The sequence below is a fragment of the Variovorax sp. FW305-3-2-15-B-LB1 genome (assembly GCF_058787635.1).
Genome location: NZ_JBYSZY010000015.1, coordinates 86,502 through 104,828, shown reverse-complemented (window position 1 = coordinate 104,828; position 18,327 = coordinate 86,502). Strand labels below are relative to the sequence as shown.

19 protein-coding genes and 1 riboswitch are annotated in these 18,327 nt (G+C 68.7%); of the genes, 8 read left to right on the top strand and 11 right to left on the bottom strand.

The window, feature by feature from the left end; translation table 11 throughout:
* Positions 1–10 precede the first annotated feature (10 nt).
* Positions 11–251, bottom strand: a riboswitch (cobalamin riboswitch).
* Between the two features lie 143 nt (positions 252–394).
* From AC3WQR_RS12365 to AC3WQR_RS12350, 4 genes are all read left to right on the top strand, one after another.
* Positions 395–622 carry a hypothetical protein gene (locus AC3WQR_RS12365; protein WP_056581479.1) on the top strand — a complete coding sequence of 76 codons (228 nt, stop codon included), beginning with the start codon at positions 395–397 and terminating at the stop codon, positions 620–622.
* Positions 619–954 (top strand): cell division protein ZapA, encoded by a 336-nt coding sequence (locus tag AC3WQR_RS12360; protein ID WP_062480529.1) that lies wholly within the window; start codon positions 619–621, stop codon positions 952–954. The genes AC3WQR_RS12365 and AC3WQR_RS12360 overlap by 4 nt, the downstream gene beginning before the upstream one ends.
* A gap of 292 nt (positions 955–1,246) precedes the next feature.
* Positions 1,247–2,074, top strand: coding sequence for a sulfite exporter TauE/SafE family protein (locus AC3WQR_RS12355; RefSeq protein WP_070060491.1), 828 nt, complete (start codon positions 1,247–1,249; stop codon positions 2,072–2,074).
* 73 nt (positions 2,075–2,147) lie between these two features.
* Complete coding sequence (locus AC3WQR_RS12350; protein WP_062480532.1) at positions 2,148–2,573, top strand: universal stress protein; 426 nt, start codon at positions 2,148–2,150, stop codon at positions 2,571–2,573.
* Between the two features lie 45 nt (positions 2,574–2,618).
* Here AC3WQR_RS12350 and AC3WQR_RS12345 read toward each other — a convergent pair whose 3' ends face one another.
* Positions 2,619–3,584 carry an AraC-like ligand-binding domain-containing protein gene (locus AC3WQR_RS12345; RefSeq protein ID WP_492742218.1) on the bottom strand — a complete coding sequence of 322 codons (966 nt, stop codon included), beginning with the start codon at positions 3,582–3,584 and terminating at the stop codon, positions 2,619–2,621.
* Positions 3,585–3,763: 179 nt separating this feature from the next.
* Between AC3WQR_RS12345 and AC3WQR_RS12340 the strand changes: the two genes are divergently transcribed.
* The gene (locus tag AC3WQR_RS12340; RefSeq protein ID WP_492742217.1) at positions 3,764–4,768 is read left to right on the top strand and encodes a carbon-nitrogen hydrolase family protein; all 1,005 of its coding nucleotides are present in this window, start codon (positions 3,764–3,766) and stop codon (positions 4,766–4,768) included.
* A 20-nt stretch (positions 4,769–4,788) separates the two neighbouring features.
* Positions 4,789–5,853 carry a phenylacetaldoxime dehydratase family protein gene (locus AC3WQR_RS12335; RefSeq protein WP_492742215.1) on the top strand — a complete coding sequence of 355 codons (1,065 nt, stop codon included), beginning with the start codon at positions 4,789–4,791 and terminating at the stop codon, positions 5,851–5,853.
* Positions 5,854–5,874: 21 nt separating this feature from the next.
* On the opposite strand, the gene AC3WQR_RS12330 is transcribed toward AC3WQR_RS12335, so the two are convergent.
* The 8 genes from AC3WQR_RS12330 to AC3WQR_RS12295 all read right to left on the bottom strand — a co-directional run bounded on the left by AC3WQR_RS12330 (position 5,875) and on the right by AC3WQR_RS12295 (position 13,649).
* Positions 5,875–7,419, bottom strand: a complete 1,545-nt coding sequence (locus AC3WQR_RS12330; protein WP_492742213.1) for a malonate--CoA ligase — start codon at positions 7,417–7,419, stop codon at positions 5,875–5,877.
* Between the two features lie 27 nt (positions 7,420–7,446).
* Entirely contained in the window at positions 7,447–8,229 is a 783-nt protein-coding gene (locus AC3WQR_RS12325) for an enoyl-CoA hydratase/isomerase family protein (protein ID WP_492742212.1), read from the bottom strand.
* Positions 8,226–9,215, bottom strand: coding sequence for a Bug family tripartite tricarboxylate transporter substrate binding protein (locus AC3WQR_RS12320; RefSeq protein ID WP_062480542.1), 990 nt, complete (start codon positions 9,213–9,215; stop codon positions 8,226–8,228). Before AC3WQR_RS12320 ends, AC3WQR_RS12325 begins: the two co-directional genes overlap by 4 nt.
* A 93-nt stretch (positions 9,216–9,308) precedes the next feature.
* The gene (locus tag AC3WQR_RS12315; protein WP_492742210.1) at positions 9,309–10,775 is read right to left on the bottom strand and encodes a malonyl-CoA decarboxylase; all 1,467 of its coding nucleotides are present in this window, start codon (positions 10,773–10,775) and stop codon (positions 9,309–9,311) included.
* Positions 10,776–10,815: 40 nt separating this feature from the next.
* Complete coding sequence (locus AC3WQR_RS12310) at positions 10,816–11,484, bottom strand: GntR family transcriptional regulator (protein WP_062480546.1); 669 nt, start codon at positions 11,482–11,484, stop codon at positions 10,816–10,818.
* A 191-nt stretch (positions 11,485–11,675) separates the two neighbouring features.
* Positions 11,676–12,506 carry a prolipoprotein diacylglyceryl transferase gene (gene lgt, locus AC3WQR_RS12305; protein WP_139703741.1) on the bottom strand — a complete coding sequence of 277 codons (831 nt, stop codon included), beginning with the start codon at positions 12,504–12,506 and terminating at the stop codon, positions 11,676–11,678.
* Between the two features lie 57 nt (positions 12,507–12,563).
* Positions 12,564–12,833 carry a hypothetical protein gene (locus tag AC3WQR_RS12300; protein ID WP_492742207.1) on the bottom strand — a complete coding sequence of 90 codons (270 nt, stop codon included), beginning with the start codon at positions 12,831–12,833 and terminating at the stop codon, positions 12,564–12,566.
* A 42-nt stretch (positions 12,834–12,875) separates the two neighbouring features.
* Positions 12,876–13,649, bottom strand: coding sequence for an SDR family oxidoreductase (locus tag AC3WQR_RS12295; protein WP_070060483.1), 774 nt, complete (start codon positions 13,647–13,649; stop codon positions 12,876–12,878).
* Positions 13,650–13,789: 140 nt separating this feature from the next.
* Between AC3WQR_RS12295 and AC3WQR_RS12290 the strand changes: the two genes are divergently transcribed.
* A complete protein-coding gene (locus AC3WQR_RS12290; protein WP_492742206.1) occupies positions 13,790–14,728 on the top strand; it encodes a LysR family transcriptional regulator in 939 nt (312 codons plus the stop codon).
* 3 nt (positions 14,729–14,731) lie between these two features.
* Here the strand turns inward: AC3WQR_RS12290 and AC3WQR_RS12285 are convergent, their stop codons facing one another.
* The gene (locus tag AC3WQR_RS12285; RefSeq protein ID WP_101492949.1) at positions 14,732–15,673 is read right to left on the bottom strand and encodes a LysR family transcriptional regulator; all 942 of its coding nucleotides are present in this window, start codon (positions 15,671–15,673) and stop codon (positions 14,732–14,734) included.
* Between the two features lie 105 nt (positions 15,674–15,778).
* Between AC3WQR_RS12285 and ilvD the strand changes: the two genes are divergently transcribed.
* Positions 15,779–17,473, top strand: coding sequence for a dihydroxy-acid dehydratase (ilvD, locus tag AC3WQR_RS12280; protein ID WP_369632648.1), 1,695 nt, complete (start codon positions 15,779–15,781; stop codon positions 17,471–17,473).
* 7 nt (positions 17,474–17,480) lie between these two features.
* Here the strand turns inward: ilvD and AC3WQR_RS12275 are convergent, their stop codons facing one another.
* Entirely contained in the window at positions 17,481–18,299 is an 819-nt protein-coding gene (locus tag AC3WQR_RS12275) for a DUF3592 domain-containing protein (RefSeq protein ID WP_492742204.1), read from the bottom strand.
* Between the last annotated feature and the right edge of the window lie 28 nt (positions 18,300–18,327).

Sequence of the window (18,327 nt, the reverse complement as noted above, 5' to 3'; positions counted from 1 at the left end):
GGCTGCCGATGCGGCAGCCGCCTTGTTGGCCGGTATCCGGGCTGGCAGATCGACCCTTTGCCGCCTTCCCAGGCACCTGTTTCAGGGCGCCCAGTGGCTGGATGGAAAGGGGTGACGCGTTGCGGCGTCGTCTGCTTGACCGTTGCGGGGGCAGCGCAGGCGGCTTCGGCCCCGGGGGGCGTCCACTCCTGCTTCCCGTTGAACTGCGCCGTGCGAACCACGCCGCGAGCACCAACGGGCAGGATTTTAGGCCCACGGGGCGCCCACGGGGCGCGCGCACCACACCGTGTTTGATCACGGGCGGCGCAGGCCCCAGAATCTCGGCCACGTCCGGTGCGCGCCCCGCGCGGTGCGCCGGATGTTCCGAATTCCCGGGAAACTACAATCGCCAACCATGCCCGCCTCCAGCCCCATCGACCAGATCGCCGAGCGTGTGGAACGCCTGCTCGTGCGTCACGAAGAGGTGCAGCGCACCAACGCGCTGCTGCAGGAACAGGTCGATGCGCTCACGCGTGAACGCGACGGCCTGAAGTCGCGGCTCGCCGCAGCCCGCACTCGCCTCGATGCCCTGCTCGAACGGCTGCCGGCCGAACCCCCTTCCGAAGATTCCCATCACGCATGAAGCAGATTGAAGTACAGATCATGGGCCAGAGCTACTTGCTCGGCTGTCCCGACGGCGGCGAAGCGCAACTGCGCGAGGCCGTCGACCGCGTGGACGCGGCCATGTGCAAGATCCGCGACGCGGGCAAGGTGAAGGCACGCGACCGCATCGCCGTGCTCGCCTCGCTGAACCTGGCTTTCGATCTCGCGGCCCAGCAGGCCGCTGCTGCCGCCGCACCGGCCCCCGTCGCGGCCAGCAGCACGGAAGAAACCGCCACCGACACCGACCCGAAGGCCGCCCAGCTCATTCAGAGACTCGATCAGGCCCTGGCGGGCGATGGACATTTGCTCTGAGGGCGCGCGGCCCGGCACATCCGGGGCGTAAAATCCGTTTTGTCTGCAGACGTGTCGGGCTTAATATTTCCTTGTTCCAATGCTCTCCGGAGCCGGGCTTGGTACATCGCTTGACGGGCGTGATCATCTCGCGTCAGATGAACCCGAAGTCCTGCTGCCCTCGCCCACCTGAACCCTGGTTCAGGATGCGGGTCCGGCACACCATCTGCAGACACCTTTTCCCGCCACGGCCCCCTGCTTCACCGCACGGGGCCGTTGCTTTTTCAGCCGCTCGTTCTTTCTCCATCCTCCCGTGAACCTCGCTGCCCTGCTCGACCCCCTCCTGATCGCCGAACTCGCCGCGCTCGGCCTGGGCACCGGTTTCCTCGCGGGCCTCCTGGGCATCGGCGGCGGCATGCTGATGGTGCCGTTCATCACGATCATCATGGGCCAGCGCGGCGTGCCGGCCGACCTGGCGGTGAAGATGGCGATCGCAACCTCGATGGCGACGATCATCTTCACGTCGGTGTCCAGCGTGCGCGCGCACCACAAGCGCGGCGCGGTGCGCTGGGACATCGTGCAGCGCCTGGCACCCGGCATCGTCATCGGCAGCCTCGCGGGCAGCCTGGGCGTGTTCGCGCTGCTCAAGGGCACGGCGCTGGCCATCTTCTTTGCGCTGTTCGTGGGCTTCTCGGCCACGCAGATGTTCCTCGACAAGAAGCCCAAGCCCACGCGCCAGATGCCCGGCACCGGCGGCCAGCTCGCGGCGGGCGGCATCATCGGCTTCATCTCGGGCCTGGTGGGCGCGGGCGGCGGCTTCATCAGCGTGCCGTTCATGACCTGGTGCAACGTGGCGATCCACAACGCGGTGGCGACCAGCGCGGCGCTGGGCTTTCCCATTGCGGTGGCCAACGTGCTGGGCTACGTGCTCAGCGGCCAGTCGGTGCAGGGCCTGCCGGCCGGCGCCTTCGGCTACATCTGGCTGCCCGCGCTCGTGGTGATCGCGGCCTGCAGCGTGTTCACCGCGCCGTTGGGCGCCAAGGCCGCGCACAGCCTGCCGGTGAAGAAGCTCAAGCGCGTGTTCGCGAGCATCCTGTACCTGCTGGCCGCCTACATGCTCTGGAAGGGCCTGCGCGGCTGAGGCATATCAAACACCCCGTGGCTTTCCTGTGCCATCCTATGCGGCACTTGTTCACAGTCGTAGAAGGAAAGCCATGAAAATCCTCATTGCAGTCGACGGCAGCGCCTACACGCAAAAGGCCCTCAATTACCTGCTCGCCAACCGCGCCATGTTCGTGGACGGCCATGAGCTGGTGGTGGTCAATGTCTGCACCGGCATCTCCGGCCACGTGGCGCGCCACCTGAGCAAGGAAATCGTCACCGAGTACTACGCCGAGGAAAACGCCAAGGTGCTCGACCCGGTGAAGGCCTGGTTCGCCGAGAAAGGCGTGGCCAACTTCACCGCCGACGCGCGCCACGGCCACGCGGCCGAGGAAATCCTCAAGTCGGCCACCGAATCGAAGGCCGAGCTGATCGTGCTGGGCACGCACGGCCACGGCATCCTGGGCCGCGCGCTGATGGGCTCGGTGGCGACCAAGGTCGTGGCCGAGACCGACATCTCGGTGCTGCTGGTCCAGTAAGAAGACCCGGTCACCCCGGCGACGGCCGATGCGCCGTGGCCGCGGTCATTGCGGCGAGCGCTGCTGCCGCCATTCGCGCGGCGAACACCCGAAGCGCTCGCGAAACGCGCGGCTGAAATGCGCCGCGTCGTTGAACCCCCTCCCGTACGCGATCTCTCCCACCGGCCGCCCTGCCAGGCGCGGCTCCAGCAGGTCGCGGCTGCATGCGTCGAGCCGGCGCTCCCAAATGTACTGCGAGGGCGTCAGCGGCTCGCTCTTGAACACGCGGTGGATGTGGCTCACCGACATGCCCAGCTGCGCCGCCAGCGTGCCCACCGACAGCGTCGGATCGGCCAGCTGCTCGTCGATGCGCTGCTTCACGCGCGCGAGGTGGTACGCCGTGAGCTTGCTGAGCGCCGGTGCGTGCGCCGCAGGCAGCGTCTGCAGGCCGGCCACGAGGATGTTCTGCACGCCATGGGCCACCGCCAGCGCCGAGGCCGGCTGCAGCGCGTCGAAGTCCTCGCGCAGCGTGCGGATCATGCCCAGCAGCAGGTGCCCCGCGCCCTCGCGCCCCGACACCGTGGTGGCCGTGAGCGCCTCGGTGTCGCGCAGTTCGCTGCGCAGCCGCTCGCCGGGCAGCTTGAGCACGATCTGCTCGAAGGGCTGGTCGAACAGCAGTTGATAAGGCCGCGTGCTGTCGTAGAGCGCGAAGTCGCCGGCACCGAGCACGGCGTCGCGCCCGTCCTGGCGCACCACGCCCTGTCCGCGCGCCTGGATGCTCACGAGAAAACAGTCGTCGCTCGACGCCGCGATGTGGCCCGGCGTGCGCATCACCTTCTGCGCCCGCGAGGTCACGACCGACATGCCGAGGCCGGGCAGCGCGTGCTGGCGAATGCTGCCCTCGAAGTCGCCGCCGTCGCCGGTGCGCACCGCGTCGCATTCGAGCTGCACGTAGACGTTGCAGATCATGTCGGTCCAGTACGCGAGCCGCTGCTCGCGCGGGACGGCATCGGTGCTGAGCAAGGGGGTCATCGGGGTCCTCGGAAGGCCTTCGCAAGGCACATGCAACGCTGGAACAAGAACGCCGCCAATCCGGGTCAAGGCGTTCCGGCGGCGCGAATTTACGCTTCATGCAACCCGCATGCCACCGCGCAAACCCGGTGCGCACAGCGGGGATTTCGTTACGTTCATTGCCCCCTGGAGAACACCCCATGCCGACCACCGTCCACCCCCAACTCCGCGTCGCCGCCGTGCAGGCCGCGCCTGTTTTCCTCGACCTCGACGCCACCATCGACAAGACCATCGACCTCATGGCGCAGGCTGCGAAACAGGGCGTGCAGCTCATCGCCTTTCCCGAGACCTGGGTGCCGGGCTACCCGTGGTGGGTCTGGCTCGATTCGCCGGCCTGGGGTATGCAGTTCGTGCAGCGCTACCACGACAACTCGCTGGTCATCGGCTCGCCCGAGTTCGAACGCCTGCAGGCGGCGGCGCGCCAGCACAAGATCTGGCTCTCGCTCGGCTACAGCGAGAAAGCGGCGGGCAGTCTCTACATCGCGCAGGCGCTGATCGACGACCAGGGCCGCACCGTGCAGACGCGTCGCAAGCTCAAGCCCACGCACGTGGAACGCACCGTGTTCGGCGAAGGCGACGGCGCCGACCTGCACGTGGTCCAGACGCCGCTGGGCAACATCGGCTCGCTGTGCTGCTGGGAACACCTGCAGCCGCTGAGCAAGTACGCGATGTATGCGCAGAACGAGCAGATCCACTGCGGCGCGTGGCCGAGCTTTTCGCTCTACCGCGGCGCGGCCTACGCGCTGGGCCATGAGGTCAACAACGCCGCGAGCCAGGTGTATGCGGTCGAGGGCGGCTGCTTCGTCATCGCGCCCTGCGCCACAGTGTCGAAGGCCATGAGCGAGCTGATGTGCACCGACGACGGCAAGCGGCAGATGCTGGGCGTCGGCGGCGGGCATGCGCGCATCTACGGCCCGGACGGTTCGCCACTGGGCACGCCGCTGGCCGAAGACGCCGAAGGCCTGGTGATCGCCGACATCGACCTCGGCATGATCGCGCTCGCCAAGGCGGCGGCCGATCCGAGCGGCCACTATTCGCGGCCCGACGTCACACAGCTGCTGCTGAACAAGACGCGGCGCACGCCCGTGGTGGTGCAGCTCACGCCGGAGCCCGAGGGCAGCGTGCCCGAGCCGGTCGTGGCCTGAGCCGACCACGGAGCCGCACCATGGAATCGGCCATCCCCGAGCACCTGCGCTGCCCGCGCACCCGCGAGCGCCGCGTGGCAGACGACCACACCCCGCCCTACCCCGGCTGGTCGGCGCGCGCGCCCGTGACGACGACCCAGGTCGTGATGGGCTATTTCGGCGTGCAGTCGCGCGGTCCGGCGATGCAGGGCCGGGCCTGCGCCGCGCTCCTGAAGATCGCTGGCGACTTCGCCTTGCCCGACGGCCCCGGCCACCACGACCTGGCCCACTGTGTCGACGCCGACGGCTGCGACAACATGATCGCCATCGCCTACTGGCACGATGCGGCGGCGTTCGCGCGTTGGTGTGCCACGCCCGCCATCGAGGCCTGGTGGAACGCCGACGAGCGCTTGCATGAAGGCCTCGGCTACTTCCGCGAAATCGCATCCCCGCGTGCTGCGCACTTCGAGACCCTGTTCAGCACGCCCGACCGCCTCGAGGGCATCGGCGTGGTGATGGGCGGTGTGAGCGGCGAACTGCAGGAGCACGGCTACTGGGGGTCGATGCGCGATCGACTCCCGCTCGCGCAGGCCGACGCGCTCGCGCCTTCGGGCACGCGCGCGGTGATCGCCGGCACGCCTGCGTCAGGCCAGCGCGTGCGCATCGCGGGCCACACGCACCTCGCGATGATCCGTTCGGGCCAGGAATGGACCGAGACCACCGGCCAGGAACGCCAGCGCTACCTGGAAGACATGGCCCCGGTGCTGCGCGAAGGCATGGACTTTCTGCGCGACCAGGGCCTGCCCATCGGCTGCTACAGCAACCGCTTCATGCACCACCTCGACGCACGCGGTGCACCGCTGCAGAAGTCCTTCGGCCTGAGCTACTGGCGCTCGCTGGCCGACATGGAGCGCTGGGCCGAGTCGCACCCGACGCACGTCGCGATCTTCGGCAGCTTCATGCGCTACGTGCAGGCGCTGAACTTCGAGCTGCGCCTGCGCCTGTACCACGAGGTGTCGGTGCTGAAGGCCGACGAGCAAAGCTACGAATACATCAACTGCCACGCGCGCAGCGGGCTGATGAACGGGCTCGCGCCCGCCGCCTGAAGCCCGGGCGCGCGGCGGGGCTCAGGCTGCGAACAGCCCCTTGTGCTCCGCCCGCAGCAGCGCCTTCTGCACCTTGCCCATCGTGTTGCGCGGCAGTTCCGGCACGACGAAGCAGCGCTTCGGGATCTTGAAGTTCGCCAGCTTGGCCTTGAGCTCGGCCACGATGGCGTCGGCGTCGATCGTGGCGCCGCCCTTGGGGATCACGATGGCTACGCCCACCTCGCCGAAGTCGGGGTGCGGCACGCCGATGACGGCGCTTTCGGCCACGCCGGCCATCTCGTTGATGTAGCCCTCGATCTCGGCCGGGTAGACGTTGTAGCCGCCGCTGATGATCAAGTCTTTGCTGCGCCCGACGATGGTGATGTAGCCGCGCGCATCGATCTTGCCCACGTCGCCGGTCTTGAAGAAGCCGTCGGCGGTGAACTCTTCCTTCGTCTTCTCGGGCATGCGCCAGTAGCCGGCGAACACGTTGGGGCCCTTCACCTGGATGCCGCCGATCTCGTCGACCGGCAGGTCCTTGCCCTCGTCGTCGCGCACGCGCAGCTGCACGCCCGGCAGCGCGAAGCCGACGGTGCCGCCGCGGCGCTCGCCCTTCTTGGCGTCGTACGGGTTGGACGTGAGCATGGCGGTCTCGCTCATGCCGTAGCGCTCGAGGATGGTGTGGCCGGTGCGCTCGCGCCATTCGTCGAACGTCTCGATGAGCAGCGGCGCCGAGCCCGCGACGAACAGGCGCATGGTGCGCACCGCCTCGCGCGTGAGGCCCGGCTCAGCCAGCAGCCGCACGTAGAGCGTGGGCACACCCATGAACACCGTGGCCTCGGGCAGCTTGGCGACGATGCGCTTGGGGTCGAACTTCGAGAACCACAGGATCTTGCTGCCGTTGAGCAGCGCACCGTGCAGCGCCACGAACAGGCCGTGCACGTGGAAGATCGGCAGCGCGTGGATCAGCACGTCGCCCTTCGTCCAGCCCCAGTAGTCCTTGAGCACTTCGGCATTCGACAGCAGGTTGCGGTGCGTGAGCATCGCGCCCTTGCTTCGGCCGGTGGTGCCGCTGGTGTACAGGATGGCGGCGAGGTCGTCGGGCTTCTTGATGGCCACGGTGTGGCGGTCGCTGCAGCGCGCCGCGGCGTCGAGCAGCGTGCCGGTGCGGTCGTCGTCCAGCGTGAACACGTGGCGCGTGCCGGCCGCCTCGGCGATGGGACGCACCCAGGCCGCGTTGCGGCCGGTGCACACGACCACGGCGGGCTCGGCGTTGCCGATGAAGTACTCGATCTCGGCGCTCTGGTAGGCCGTGTTGAGCGGCAGGAACACGTAGCCCGCGCGCAGGGTCGCGAGGTACAGCAGCATGGCTTCGACCGATTTCTCGACCTGCACGGCGACGCGCGCACCCTTCTCGAGCTTCAGGCCGTCGAGCAGGTTGGCGATCATCGCGCTGGCGCGGTCGAGGTCGCGCCACGAATAGTGCAGGCCGTTATCGGTCTCGACCGCGATGGCGTCGAGATCGGCAGGAAAGGCGGCGCGCAAGGCGGCGAACAGGTTGGCGTTGGGGGAGGACTTCGTCTTCATCATCTTCGTCATCATCAAACGGCAGGCTCAGGAAGGTCGGAAATTCGGAGGGCGCTTGCCCAGGAAGGCATCGATGCCCTCGCGGTGCTCGGCGCTGTCGGCGTAGTCGTACGCGGTGGCCAGCAGCTGCTGCGCCGCCGCACCGCCACGCTTGAGCGCAGTGAAGGTGGCCTTGTGCAGGCGCGCGGCCTGCGGCGACAGCGCGGCAATGCGCGCCGCATGCGCCTGCGCGGCGGCCGGCACTTCGGCGTCGGGCAGCACATGCAAGAGAAAACCCGCGTCGTACAGCCGCTGCGCGCCATGCACGCCGGCGGCCAGCAGCATGTCGCGCGCCAGCACGTCGCCGATGGCGCCATGCACCAGCGCGGCTTCGCGCGGCGCCATCGGAAAGCCCAGCTTCGCGATCGGTGCGCCGAACTTCGACGACGCGCCGGCCAGGCGGATGTCGCAGCAGCTGGCCATCTCGACGCCGGCGCCCATGCAAGCGCCTTCGATCTGGGCCACCAGCGGCAGCGGGCAGTCGAGCATCGCCTGCAGCGCGGCCCAGACTTCGTTCTCGTGGAATTCGCGCAGGCTCGCTTCCTCGAAGCGGAACGAGGGGTACTCGGAGATGTCGCCGCCCGCGCAGAAGGCACCGCCCTCCCCGCGCACGACGACGCAGCGCAGCGCGGTGTCGCCGCGCAGGTCGTCGAACACCGCGCGCAGCGCACGCCACATGGCACGCGTCATCGCATTGAGACGCCCCGGGTTCGACAGCGTGACGAGCGCCACGGCGCCTTCGCGGCGCAGCGAGACCTGCCGCTCGGTCATTCGAGCTTGGCGCCCGAGGCCTTCACGACGGTCGCCCATCGCTTGATCTCGGCGTTGACGAAGCGGCCGTAGGCGGCGTTCGTGACGTTCGGGATCTCGGAGCCGTTCTGGGCCCAGATGGCCTTCAGCTCGTCGGTGCCCAGCGCCTTCTTCATCGTGTCGATGATCTGCGTCTGCGCTTCGGCCGGCGTGCCCTTGGGCGCCCACAGGCCGTACCAGGTGGTGACGGTGTAGTCGGGCAGCCCGACCTCGGCGGCGCAGGGCACGTCGGGGAACGCGGGGTTGCGCTTGGCGCCGGCCACCATGAGCGCCTTGATGCGGCCGCCCTTGATGTGCTGCGCGGAAGAACCCAGGCCGTCGAACATCAGGTCGACGTTGCCCGCGATCAGGTCGGACAGCGCCGGGCCCGCGCCGCGGTACGGAATGTGGGTGATGAAGGTGCCGGTCTGCAGCTTGAACAGCTCGCCCGCCAGGTGGTGCGAGGTGCCCGAGCCGGCCGAGCCGTAGTTGAGCTTGCCGGGGTTGCGCTTGGCGGTGGCAATGAGCTCCTGGATGGTCGCGGCCTGCACCCGCTTCGGGTTGACCACCACCACCTGCGGCACGTTGGCCAGCAGCATCAGGGGCACGAAGTCTTTCTCGAGGTCGTAGTCGAGCTTGGGGTAGATCGACGGCGCGATCGCGTGGTGCACGGCGCCCATGAAGAGCGAGTAGCCGTCGGCCGGCAGCTTGGCCGCGATGCTCGCGCCCACGGTGCCGCCGGCGCCGCCGCGGTTGTCGATGACCAGCGTCTGGCCCGCCGCGCGGGAGAACTGGGCCGACAGCGGGCGCGCGAAGGCGTCGGTGCCTCCGCCGGCCGGGAACGGCACCACCATGGTCACGGGCTTGGTCGGCCAGCCCTGGGCACGTGCGCCACCGCACAGGGCCACGGCCCCGGCTGCTGCGGCGACGCGCAGCACATCGCGTCGTTGAAAACTCTGTTGCGTCATCTGTCTCGTCTCCTGTCGTCGTCGTTGTAGATGTTGCCGCCCTCCGGCGGTCAAGGTGCGGGCCGCAGCGCTGCCGCGGCGAAGCGAACGGACTCAGCCTTTTTTGAGGAACAGGCCTTCGATGTCTCCCGAAACCGCGATCTTGCCTTCGGCCAGCCAGGCGCGATGGCGGTCCAGGCGCTTGAGGTCGTACAGGTAGTTGACCATGAGGCCGTACGACTGCTTGAGCCCCTTGGCCGACGGGTCGCCGGCCCAGTTGAGCCGTTCGACGCGCGCGCCGTTGCCCAGGTGGAAGCGCGCCACCGGGTCGGCCGGCGTGCCGTCGACCAGCGTGCGGCCCAGGTACTCGGCGGTGGCCTGCAGCAGCCACTGGCGCAGCGGCGATTTCGCGTCGAGTTCTGCCGCCGCATCAACCGCGGCCAGCAGGCGTTCGGCCGTGGGCGGCACCGAGCCGACGAGGCGGCCGAGTTCGGCTTCGCGCTTCTCGTCCAGGCGCGGCAGCAGCTCGGCGGCGTTCTTGGCGAGCCACGCGCGCAGGCCCGGAATGGGCGACAGCGTGGCGAAGGTCTTCAGGCGCGGCAGCTCGTCCTGCAGGGTCTCGACCACGCGCTTGATGAGCGAGTCGCCGAAGCTCACGCCGCGCAGGCCGGTTTGCGTGTTGCTGATCGAATAGAAGATTGCGGTGGTCGCCTTGGCCGGCTGCACCGGCACGGCGGCCTCGTCGAGCAGCGGCATGATGCCTTCGCTGATGCGGTCGACCAGCGCCACCTCCACGAAGATGAGCGGCTCGTTCGGCAGGCGCGGATGGAAGAAGCCGTAGCAGCGGCGGTCGCTGTCGTCCAGGCGGTTCTTCACGTCGGACCAGCTCTTGATGTCGTGCACCGCCTCGTAGCGGATGAGCTTCTCGATCAGCGAGGCCGGCGAGTTCCAGTCGATGCGGCGCAGCTCGAGAAAAGCCACGTCGAACCAGGTGGAAAACAGGTGCTCCAGCTCGGCCTCGAGCGCGAGCAGGCGCTTGTCGGACTTCAGGCACGGCAGCAGGTCGGCGCGCAGGTCGACCAGGAAGCGCATGCCGCCGGGCTCGACCGCGAAGCGCTGCAGCAGCCGCATGCGCGGCGACACCAGCGCGCGACGCAGGCGCAGCTCGGCCTGTCCTTCGTCGGGCGTGCCGACGGCGCTCTGGTGCTGGTCGCGCGCGCTCTTGAGCTTGCCCGCGTGGGCGGCGAAATGCTCGCTCATGAGCGCCCAGTAGTCGCGGCGCTCTTCGGGCGAGGCGCCGGCGTAGGCCTGCGCGATGGCATGGGCGCGACGGCCGCCCTCGACCTCGCTCACGCGCGGATCGATCACGGCCTGCAGCTCGGCCAGCACGCGGCGCAGCGTGCGCGGCGACAGCGCCTCGTCGGCCTTGCGCAGCGTGGCCTGCAGCCGCTCGGCGGTGGTGCGGGCGCTGGGCTTGGGCGTGTGGCGGGCCGGGCCTTTCGTGGCGCCGTTGCTCGCCACGGGAACCTTGGACGATTCGCCCATGCGCAGGCGCGCCTGGAACCACTCGGTCGCACTCATCGATCTGCTCCTGTGCCGTTGGCTGTATGGGCGATGCCTGTCACGGCATCACCCGGGATTTCTGCTGTTGCATCACTTCGCGCAGCGCCTCGCGCTGGCGCGTCATGTGGGTGCGCATGGCGGCGTCGGCGCCTTCGCTGTCGCGCGCCTTGAGCGCGGCGAACACGGCCAGGTGCTCCGACAGGCTCTGGTCGAGCCGCCCCGGCGCGTGCAGCTGCTGCAGCCGCGCGAGCTTCAGGATCTTGCGCAGGTCGCCGATCACCTGGGCCAGCCACTTGTTGTCGGCGAGCTTGATGATCGCCTCGTGAATGATGTGGTTGGTGGCGTAGTAGTCGTTGATGCGCCGCGCCTTGGCGTGGCGCACCAGGCGCTCGTGCAGCGCGTCGAGCTCGTTCAGCTCGGCGTCGCTGGCGTTGCGCGCGGCCTCGTAGGCGCAGCGCCCTTCGAGCAGCGCGATCACCGGAAAGATTTCGTCGAGGTCGCGCTCGGTCACCTCGTTCACGAAGCAGCCGCGGCGCGGCTCGTGGCGCAGCAGGCCTTCGGCCGTGAGCACCTTCAGCGCCTCGCGCAGCGGCGTGCGCGAGATCGACAGCCGCTCGCACAGGGCCACCTCGTCCACGAAGCTGCCGGGCGACAGCGTGCCGTCGAAGATCTGCTCGCGCAGCGTGGCGGCGACTTCGTCGTGGAGGGAATTGGGGACCAGGCGCATGCGTGAAGGACTCGGAAAGTCGGTGGGCGTTTCTCGTAATTTCCTGTAATTACGCATAATTGTGAGTGCATGGTTAACGCAATGCAAGGGCTGCGCCCTGCCCTTGCGGCCCGGAATTACCCTGAGACGGACGAAAAAAAGCGGCGCGCACCCGAAGGTGCTGCGCCGCGTTGTGCGGGGGGGCCGAAAGATCAGGCGCGCGCGGTGCTGCCCGTCTTGCCGGCGCGGCCGAACCAGATCCACAGCGCGATGCCGCCGATCACCATCGGCACACTGAGCCACTGCCCTTGGCTCAGGCTGAGCGCGCGCAGGCCGAGGAAATCGTCGGGCTCGCGGAAGTACTCGGCCACGAAGCGCAGCACGCCATAGCCGATGAGGAACACGGCGGCCACCTGGCCCTGCTTGCGCTCCTTGCGCGCATAGAGCCACATCACAACGAACAGCAGCAGCCCTTCGAGCAGGAACTGGTAGACCTGCGACGGGTGGCGCGGCAGCATCGAGCCGCTTTGCGGAAACACCATGCCCCAGGGCAGCTCGGGGCTGCTGAAGCGGCCCCACAGCTCACCGTTGATGAAGTTGCCCACGCGGCCCGCGGCCAGGCCGGTCGGCACGCAGGGCGCGACGAAATCCATCACCTGCCAGAACGGCCGCGCACGCGAGCGCGCAAACCACACCATGGCGCCGATCACGCCGAGCAGGCCGCCATGAAAGCTCATGCCGCCCTGCCAAACATAAAGAATCTCGAGCGGGTGCGTGAGGTAGTACTCGGGCTTGTAGAACAGGCAGTAGCCGAGCCGGCCACCGACGATCACGCCCATGACGCCCAGGAACAGGATGTCCTCGATGTCCTTGCGTTGCCACACGCCGGCCGTGGCCAGCGAGCGGAACGGCTCGTGGTGCAGGCGGCGCGTGCCCAGAAAGTAAAACAGCGCGAAGGCCGCCAGGTAGGTCAGGCCGTACCAGTGGATGGCCACCGGCCCCAGCTGCAAGGCGATGGGATTGATCTGCGGATACATGAGCATCCGACGATTGTGCCGTGGCGCAATGACGCCGCCGCCACGGGGGCATTCAGGGCAATGTCAGCGCCCGAACTTCCACCACAGCAACCCCGCCACCAGGGCCGGCACCGCGAAGATGAACAGGAAGATCGGCAGCTCCTCGGCCACCGAGTACCCGGCCTTGAGCACGCCCACGGCCATGTTGATGCCCGCGCCGACGAACCACGCCGGAATGAACCACTTGGCCGCCGCGGCCAGCGCCATCGACGAGCCGTCGCCCATGAAGCGGCCGCCCAGAAGAAACACCACCAGCAGCGCGAAGCCGCCCCCCATCACCATGACTGTGTGCATCTGCGTTGTCCTCCTGGTCGCATCTTGCCGGATATCGGCGCTTCAGCGCGTGGTGTAGCCACCGTTGGCGAAGATGGTCTGGCCCGTGATCCACCAGCCTTCGGTGACCAGGAAGCGCACGATGGGCGCGATATCCTCGATGTCGGTGAGGCCCTTCTTCGAGTACTTGCTGAGCGCGGCGGCGCTGCTGTGGTACGCCACGGCCTCGGGGCTTTCCTGGCCGTAGAAGAACGGCGTGTCCATCGGGCCCGGGCCGATGGCGTTCACCGAGATGCCGCGGTCGCCGAACTCCTTGGAGGCCGCGCGCGTGTAGTGCTCCACCGCCGCCTTGGCCGCCGGGTAGATCGCATAGAACGGCGTGTAGGCCGCCAGCAGCGAGCTCACCAGCGTCACGATGCTGCCGCCGTCGGCCAGCGTGCGGCCGGCCTGCTGGATGAAGAAGAAAGCCGCCTTGGCATTGGCGTCGAAGCTCTTGTCGTAGTCGGCTTCGGTGATGTCCAGGATCGGCTTCTTGATCACCACGCCCGCCGTGTTGATCGCCAGGTCGACCTGACCGAAGTGCTTCACGGCCTGGTCGAACAGCTTCACGTTGTTCTCGACCACGGCGAGATCGCCCTGCACCAGCAGCGTGTCGGCACCTTTGGCCTTCAGCGCGGCGGCCGTCTGTTCGGCCTCGGCGCGCGAGCCGTCGCTGTTGTAGTGGATGGCGATGCCGCGGGCGCCGCCGTCGACCAGCTGGTGGGCGATGAGGGCACCGAGGTTCTTGCCACCGCCGGCGATGACGGCGACCTTGTTCGTGAGCGTGCGTGCGGACATGGATGGATTCCTCTGCGTGAGTGAAAGACCCGGGACGGGATGTGTGACGAGCCGCCAGTCTATTGATCGCCAAGTTACAGATAAATCACTCATTCAAGGCTAGACTGTTCTGAAAACAACGAACAATCAGCCTCGCCGCCATGGACCGCATCGAACTCCTCCAGGTCTTCCTGCGCGTGGCCGAAACCGGCAGCTTCACGCGCGCCGCCGACCGGCTGGCCCTGCCGCGCGCCACCATCTCGACCGCCATCCAGCAGCTCGAGGCCCGCCTGGGTTCGCGCCTGCTGCACCGCACCACGCGCCGCGTGGGCCTCACGCCCGACGGCGAGGTGCTGCTCGAGCGGGCCCGCGCGCTGGTGGCCGACATGGAAGACATGGAGCAGCAGTTCCAGCCCGCGCACAGCAGCGTGAGCGGCCGGCTCAAGGTCGACGTGCCCAGCCGCATCGCACGCCTGCTGATCGCGCCTGCGCTGCCCGATTTCTTTGCACGCCACCCGGCGGTCGAGCTCGAGCTGGGCTCCAGCGACCGCGCGGTCGACCTCGTGCTCGAAGGCGTGGACTGCGCCCTGCGCGTCGGCCCGCTCGCCAGCAGCAGCCTCGTGGCCCGGCCGCTGGGGCATTTCACGCTCATCAACTGCGCCAGCCCCGCCTACCTCGCGCGCCACGGCACGCCGCGCACGCCGGCCGACCTGCCGCAGCACATGGCGGTCAACTACGCCTCGCCGACCAGCGGCCGGGCCGCACCGTGGGAATGGCAAGTGCGCGACGGCGAGACCCAGGTGCTGCGCCTGCGCAGCCAGGTGGCGGCGAACAACGCCGAGACCTACGTCGCCTGCGCGCTGGCAGGGCTGGGGCTGATCCAGATCCCGGCCTACGACGTGCGCGAGCACCTCGCGGCCGGCGAGCTGGTGGAAGTGCTGCCCGACGCGCGCGCCGAGCCGCTGCCGGTGCACCTCGTCTACCCGCACCGGCGCAATCTGTCGCGGCGGGTGCAGGCCTTCGCGGGATGGCTCGACGCCCTGCTGGCGGCCTCGCTCGATGTGCCCTCGCCCGCCGGCCGGGCTTCGCGCAGCGTCTGAGTCTTACGCCGGCACGCGCCCCGCCCGCTCGCGCACGAAGGCCACGAAGCGCGCCAGCGCCGGATGCGAGGCTTGCGCGGGCCACACGAGGCTGGTCTCGCACACCGGCAACGTCACGCGCCGGCGCCCCACACCCTTGAACTCGTGGACCTGCCGGTAGACCACGCCCGCGCGCCGGAACTGCATCACGCTGTGCGGCACCCAGGCCGCGCCGATGCCGCCCGACACGAGGTTGACGATGGTCTGCATCTGGATCGCTTCCTGCGCCACCTGCGGCGTGCGCCCGGCCGCGTGGTACAGGTCGAAGATCGCGTCGTGCAGCGAGGGCACGATGCGGCGCGGAAAGATCACCAGCGGCTCGTCCAGCACCTCGGCCAGCGGCACCGGCCGCGCCTCGGCCAGCCGGTGCTGCGCGGGCAATGCGAGCACCAGCGGCTCCACCTCGACCGGCAGGCAGGCCAGCCCCGGCGGCGCGGCGCCCGGCGAATGCAGCATCAGGCCGGCGTCGATCTCGCCGCGCGCGAAGGCCTCGAGCTGCACGTCGCCGGTGGCCTCGACCAGCTCCAGCGCCACCTCGGGGCACAGCACGCGGAACTCGCGCACCCAGGCCGGCAGCTGTTCAAAGCCGACCGTCGAGACGAAGGCGATGCGCACGCGCCCCACCTGCCCCGCCGCCGCCGCGCGCGCCCGCGCCGGCAGCGCCTGGGCGCGCGCCAGCAGCTCGCGCACATCGGGCAGCAGCGCCTCGCCGGCCGGCGTGAGCGCCACGCGGCGGCGCGTGCGGTCGAACAGCACCACGCCCAGCGTTTTCTCGAGCTGGGCGATGGCCTGCGTGACCGGCGGCTGCGTCATGTGCAGGCGCAGGGCGGCGCGGCCGAAGTGCAGCTCTTCGGCCACGGCCACGAACTGGCGCCAGGCGCGCAGGTCGATGAGGGCTTCATTCATATGCCAAGCATATCAATCCAAGCTTCAAATTGGATTGGAACCAATCAATCAGAAGTCCGATACTTGGCGCTCCCCTCACGATCTCCCCACGACAGAAGAGACACCATGGACACCAAGACCATCCAGATCAACCGCCGCAGCGCGAACATCACCGAAGGCAAGAGCCGCGCCCCCAACCGCTCGATGTTCTACGCCATGGGCTACGAGGAAGGCGACTTCAAGAAGCCGATGGTCGGCGTCGCCAACGGCCACAGCACCATCACACCCTGCAACTCGGGCCTGCAGAAGCTGGCCGACGCGGCCATCGCGGGCATCGAGGAAGCCGGCGGCAACGCGCAGGTGTTCGGCACGCCCACCATCTCCGACGGCATGGCCATGGGCACCGAAGGCATGAAGTACTCGCTGGTGAGCCGCGAGGTCATCTCCGACTGCATCGAGACCTGCGTCGGCGGCCAGTGGATGGACGGCGTGCTGGTGGTCGGCGGTTGCGACAAGAACATGCCCGGCGGCCTCATGGGCATGCTGCGCGCCAATGTGCCCGCCATCTACGTCTACGGCGGCACCATCCTGCCGGGCCGCTACAAGGGCCAGGACCTGAACATCGTCAGCGTGTTCGAAGCCGTGGGCCAGAACGCCGCCGGCAACATGAGCGACGAAGACCTGCACGAGATCGAGAAGCGTGCCATTCCCGGCACGGGCTCGTGCGGCGGCATGTACACGGCCAACACGATGTCGAGCGCGTTCGAGGCGCTGGGCATCTCGCTGCCCTACTCGTCGACCATGGCGAACCCGCACGACGAAAAGGCCAACTCGGCCAAGGAATCGGCCAAGGTGCTGATCGAGGCCATCAAGAAAGACCTGAAGCCGCGCGACATCGTGACCAAGAAGGCCATCGAGAACGCGGTGGCAGTCATCATGGCCACCGGCGGTTCGACCAACGCGGTGCTGCACTTCCTGGCCATCGCGCACGCGGCTGGCGTGGAGTGGTCCATCGACGACTTCGAGCGCATGCGCAAGAAGGTGCCCGTGATCTGCGACCTGAAGCCCTCGGGCAAGTACCTCGCGGTCGACCTGCACCAGGCCGGCGGCATTCCGCAGGTCATGAAGGTGCTGCTCAAGGCCGGCCTGCTGCACGGCGACTGCATCACCATCAGCGGCCAGACCATCGAGGAAGTGCTCAAGGACGTGCCCGACGTGCCGCGTGCCGACCAGGACGTGATCCGCCCGATCGACAACCCGATGTACGAGGAAGGCCACCTGGCCATCCTGAAGGGCAACCTGTCGCCCGAAGGCGCGGTCGCCAAGATCACCGGCCTGAAGAACCCGGTCATCACCGGCCCGGCGCGTGTGTTCGACGACGAGCAGTCGGCATTGCAGGCCATCCTGGCCGGCAAGATCGTCGCCGGCGACGTGATGGTGCTGCGCTACCTCGGCCCCAAGGGCGGCCCGGGCATGCCGGAAATGCTGGCCCCCACGGGCGCGCTGATCGGCGCGGGCCTGGGCGAAAGCGTCGGCCTCATCACCGACGGCCGCTTCTCGGGCGGCACCTGGGGCATGGTGGTCGGCCACGTCGCGCCCGAAGCGGCGGCGGGCGGCACCATCGCGTTCGTCAACGAAGGCGACTCGATCACCATCGACGCGCACGAACTGAAGCTCGAACTCAACGTGCCCGAAGCCGAACTCGCCAAGCGCCGCGAAGGCTGGACGCCGCCGGCCCCGCGCTACACGCGCGGCGTGCAGGCCAAGTTCGCGTTCAACGCCTCGAGCGCGAGCTCGGGCGCGGTGCTCGACAAGTTCTAAGACGGCATCAGCCCATCATCCACGCGCCGTAGCCGAAGGCCGCAAAGCCCAGGCCGACGATCGCGAAGATGGCCCGGGCTTCGAAATCCATCGCCGGGGGAAAGCTCTGCACGACGAAGTGCAGCAGCGCCCCCGCGCCGATGGTGAGAAAACCCGCACCGAACTGCTTCATCGCACTGTCGTCGGGATAGAGAAACACCAGCGCGAAGCCGGCCAGGAACACCACGTTCGCCAGCACCGTGCCGCGCGTGCGCCATTTCTTCTGCGCGGGCGTCGGCTCGCGCACCGGCGCCGGCCGCCCCCTGCGGCCCTCCTTGAGCGCCATGCCGGTGAAGAACAGGCCGAACATCGTCGGAAAGCCGCCGAAGAGGCCGAGCCCCCAGACGATGCCCCACATGTTCTGGAAGTCGGCCACCAGCGCCTGGGCCGGGTCGGCGGTGCTGTAGCGCACCTCGACCGCATCGCCCCACTCCTTGTCCGACAGGCTGCCGCCGAGCCCCTTGACGCGGCGCTTCTGCCCGTCGGCGGCGGTGTATTCGACGAGGGGCGCGCGCGTGGTGGTGACGTAGCCCTTGCTGTCCTTGCTGCGCTCTTCCACGAACTCGACCAGGCTGCCCTGCGTGCTGGCCGTGCCCGCGATCGACTGGTAGCGCTGCCAGCCCACCGTGACCGCACCGTACAAGCCGGCGCAGCCGATCAGCAAGGCGCCGATGCCGGCGCCCCAGAAAAAGGTCTTGAAACGACCGACCAGCGCACCGACGGCTGGCCCGACCAGCAGCGACAGCCCGAAGACGAGCAAGGCGTGGATGGCGGCTTCGTCGTCCATGGCGCGCGTCCTGTCGGCATGCGGCGCG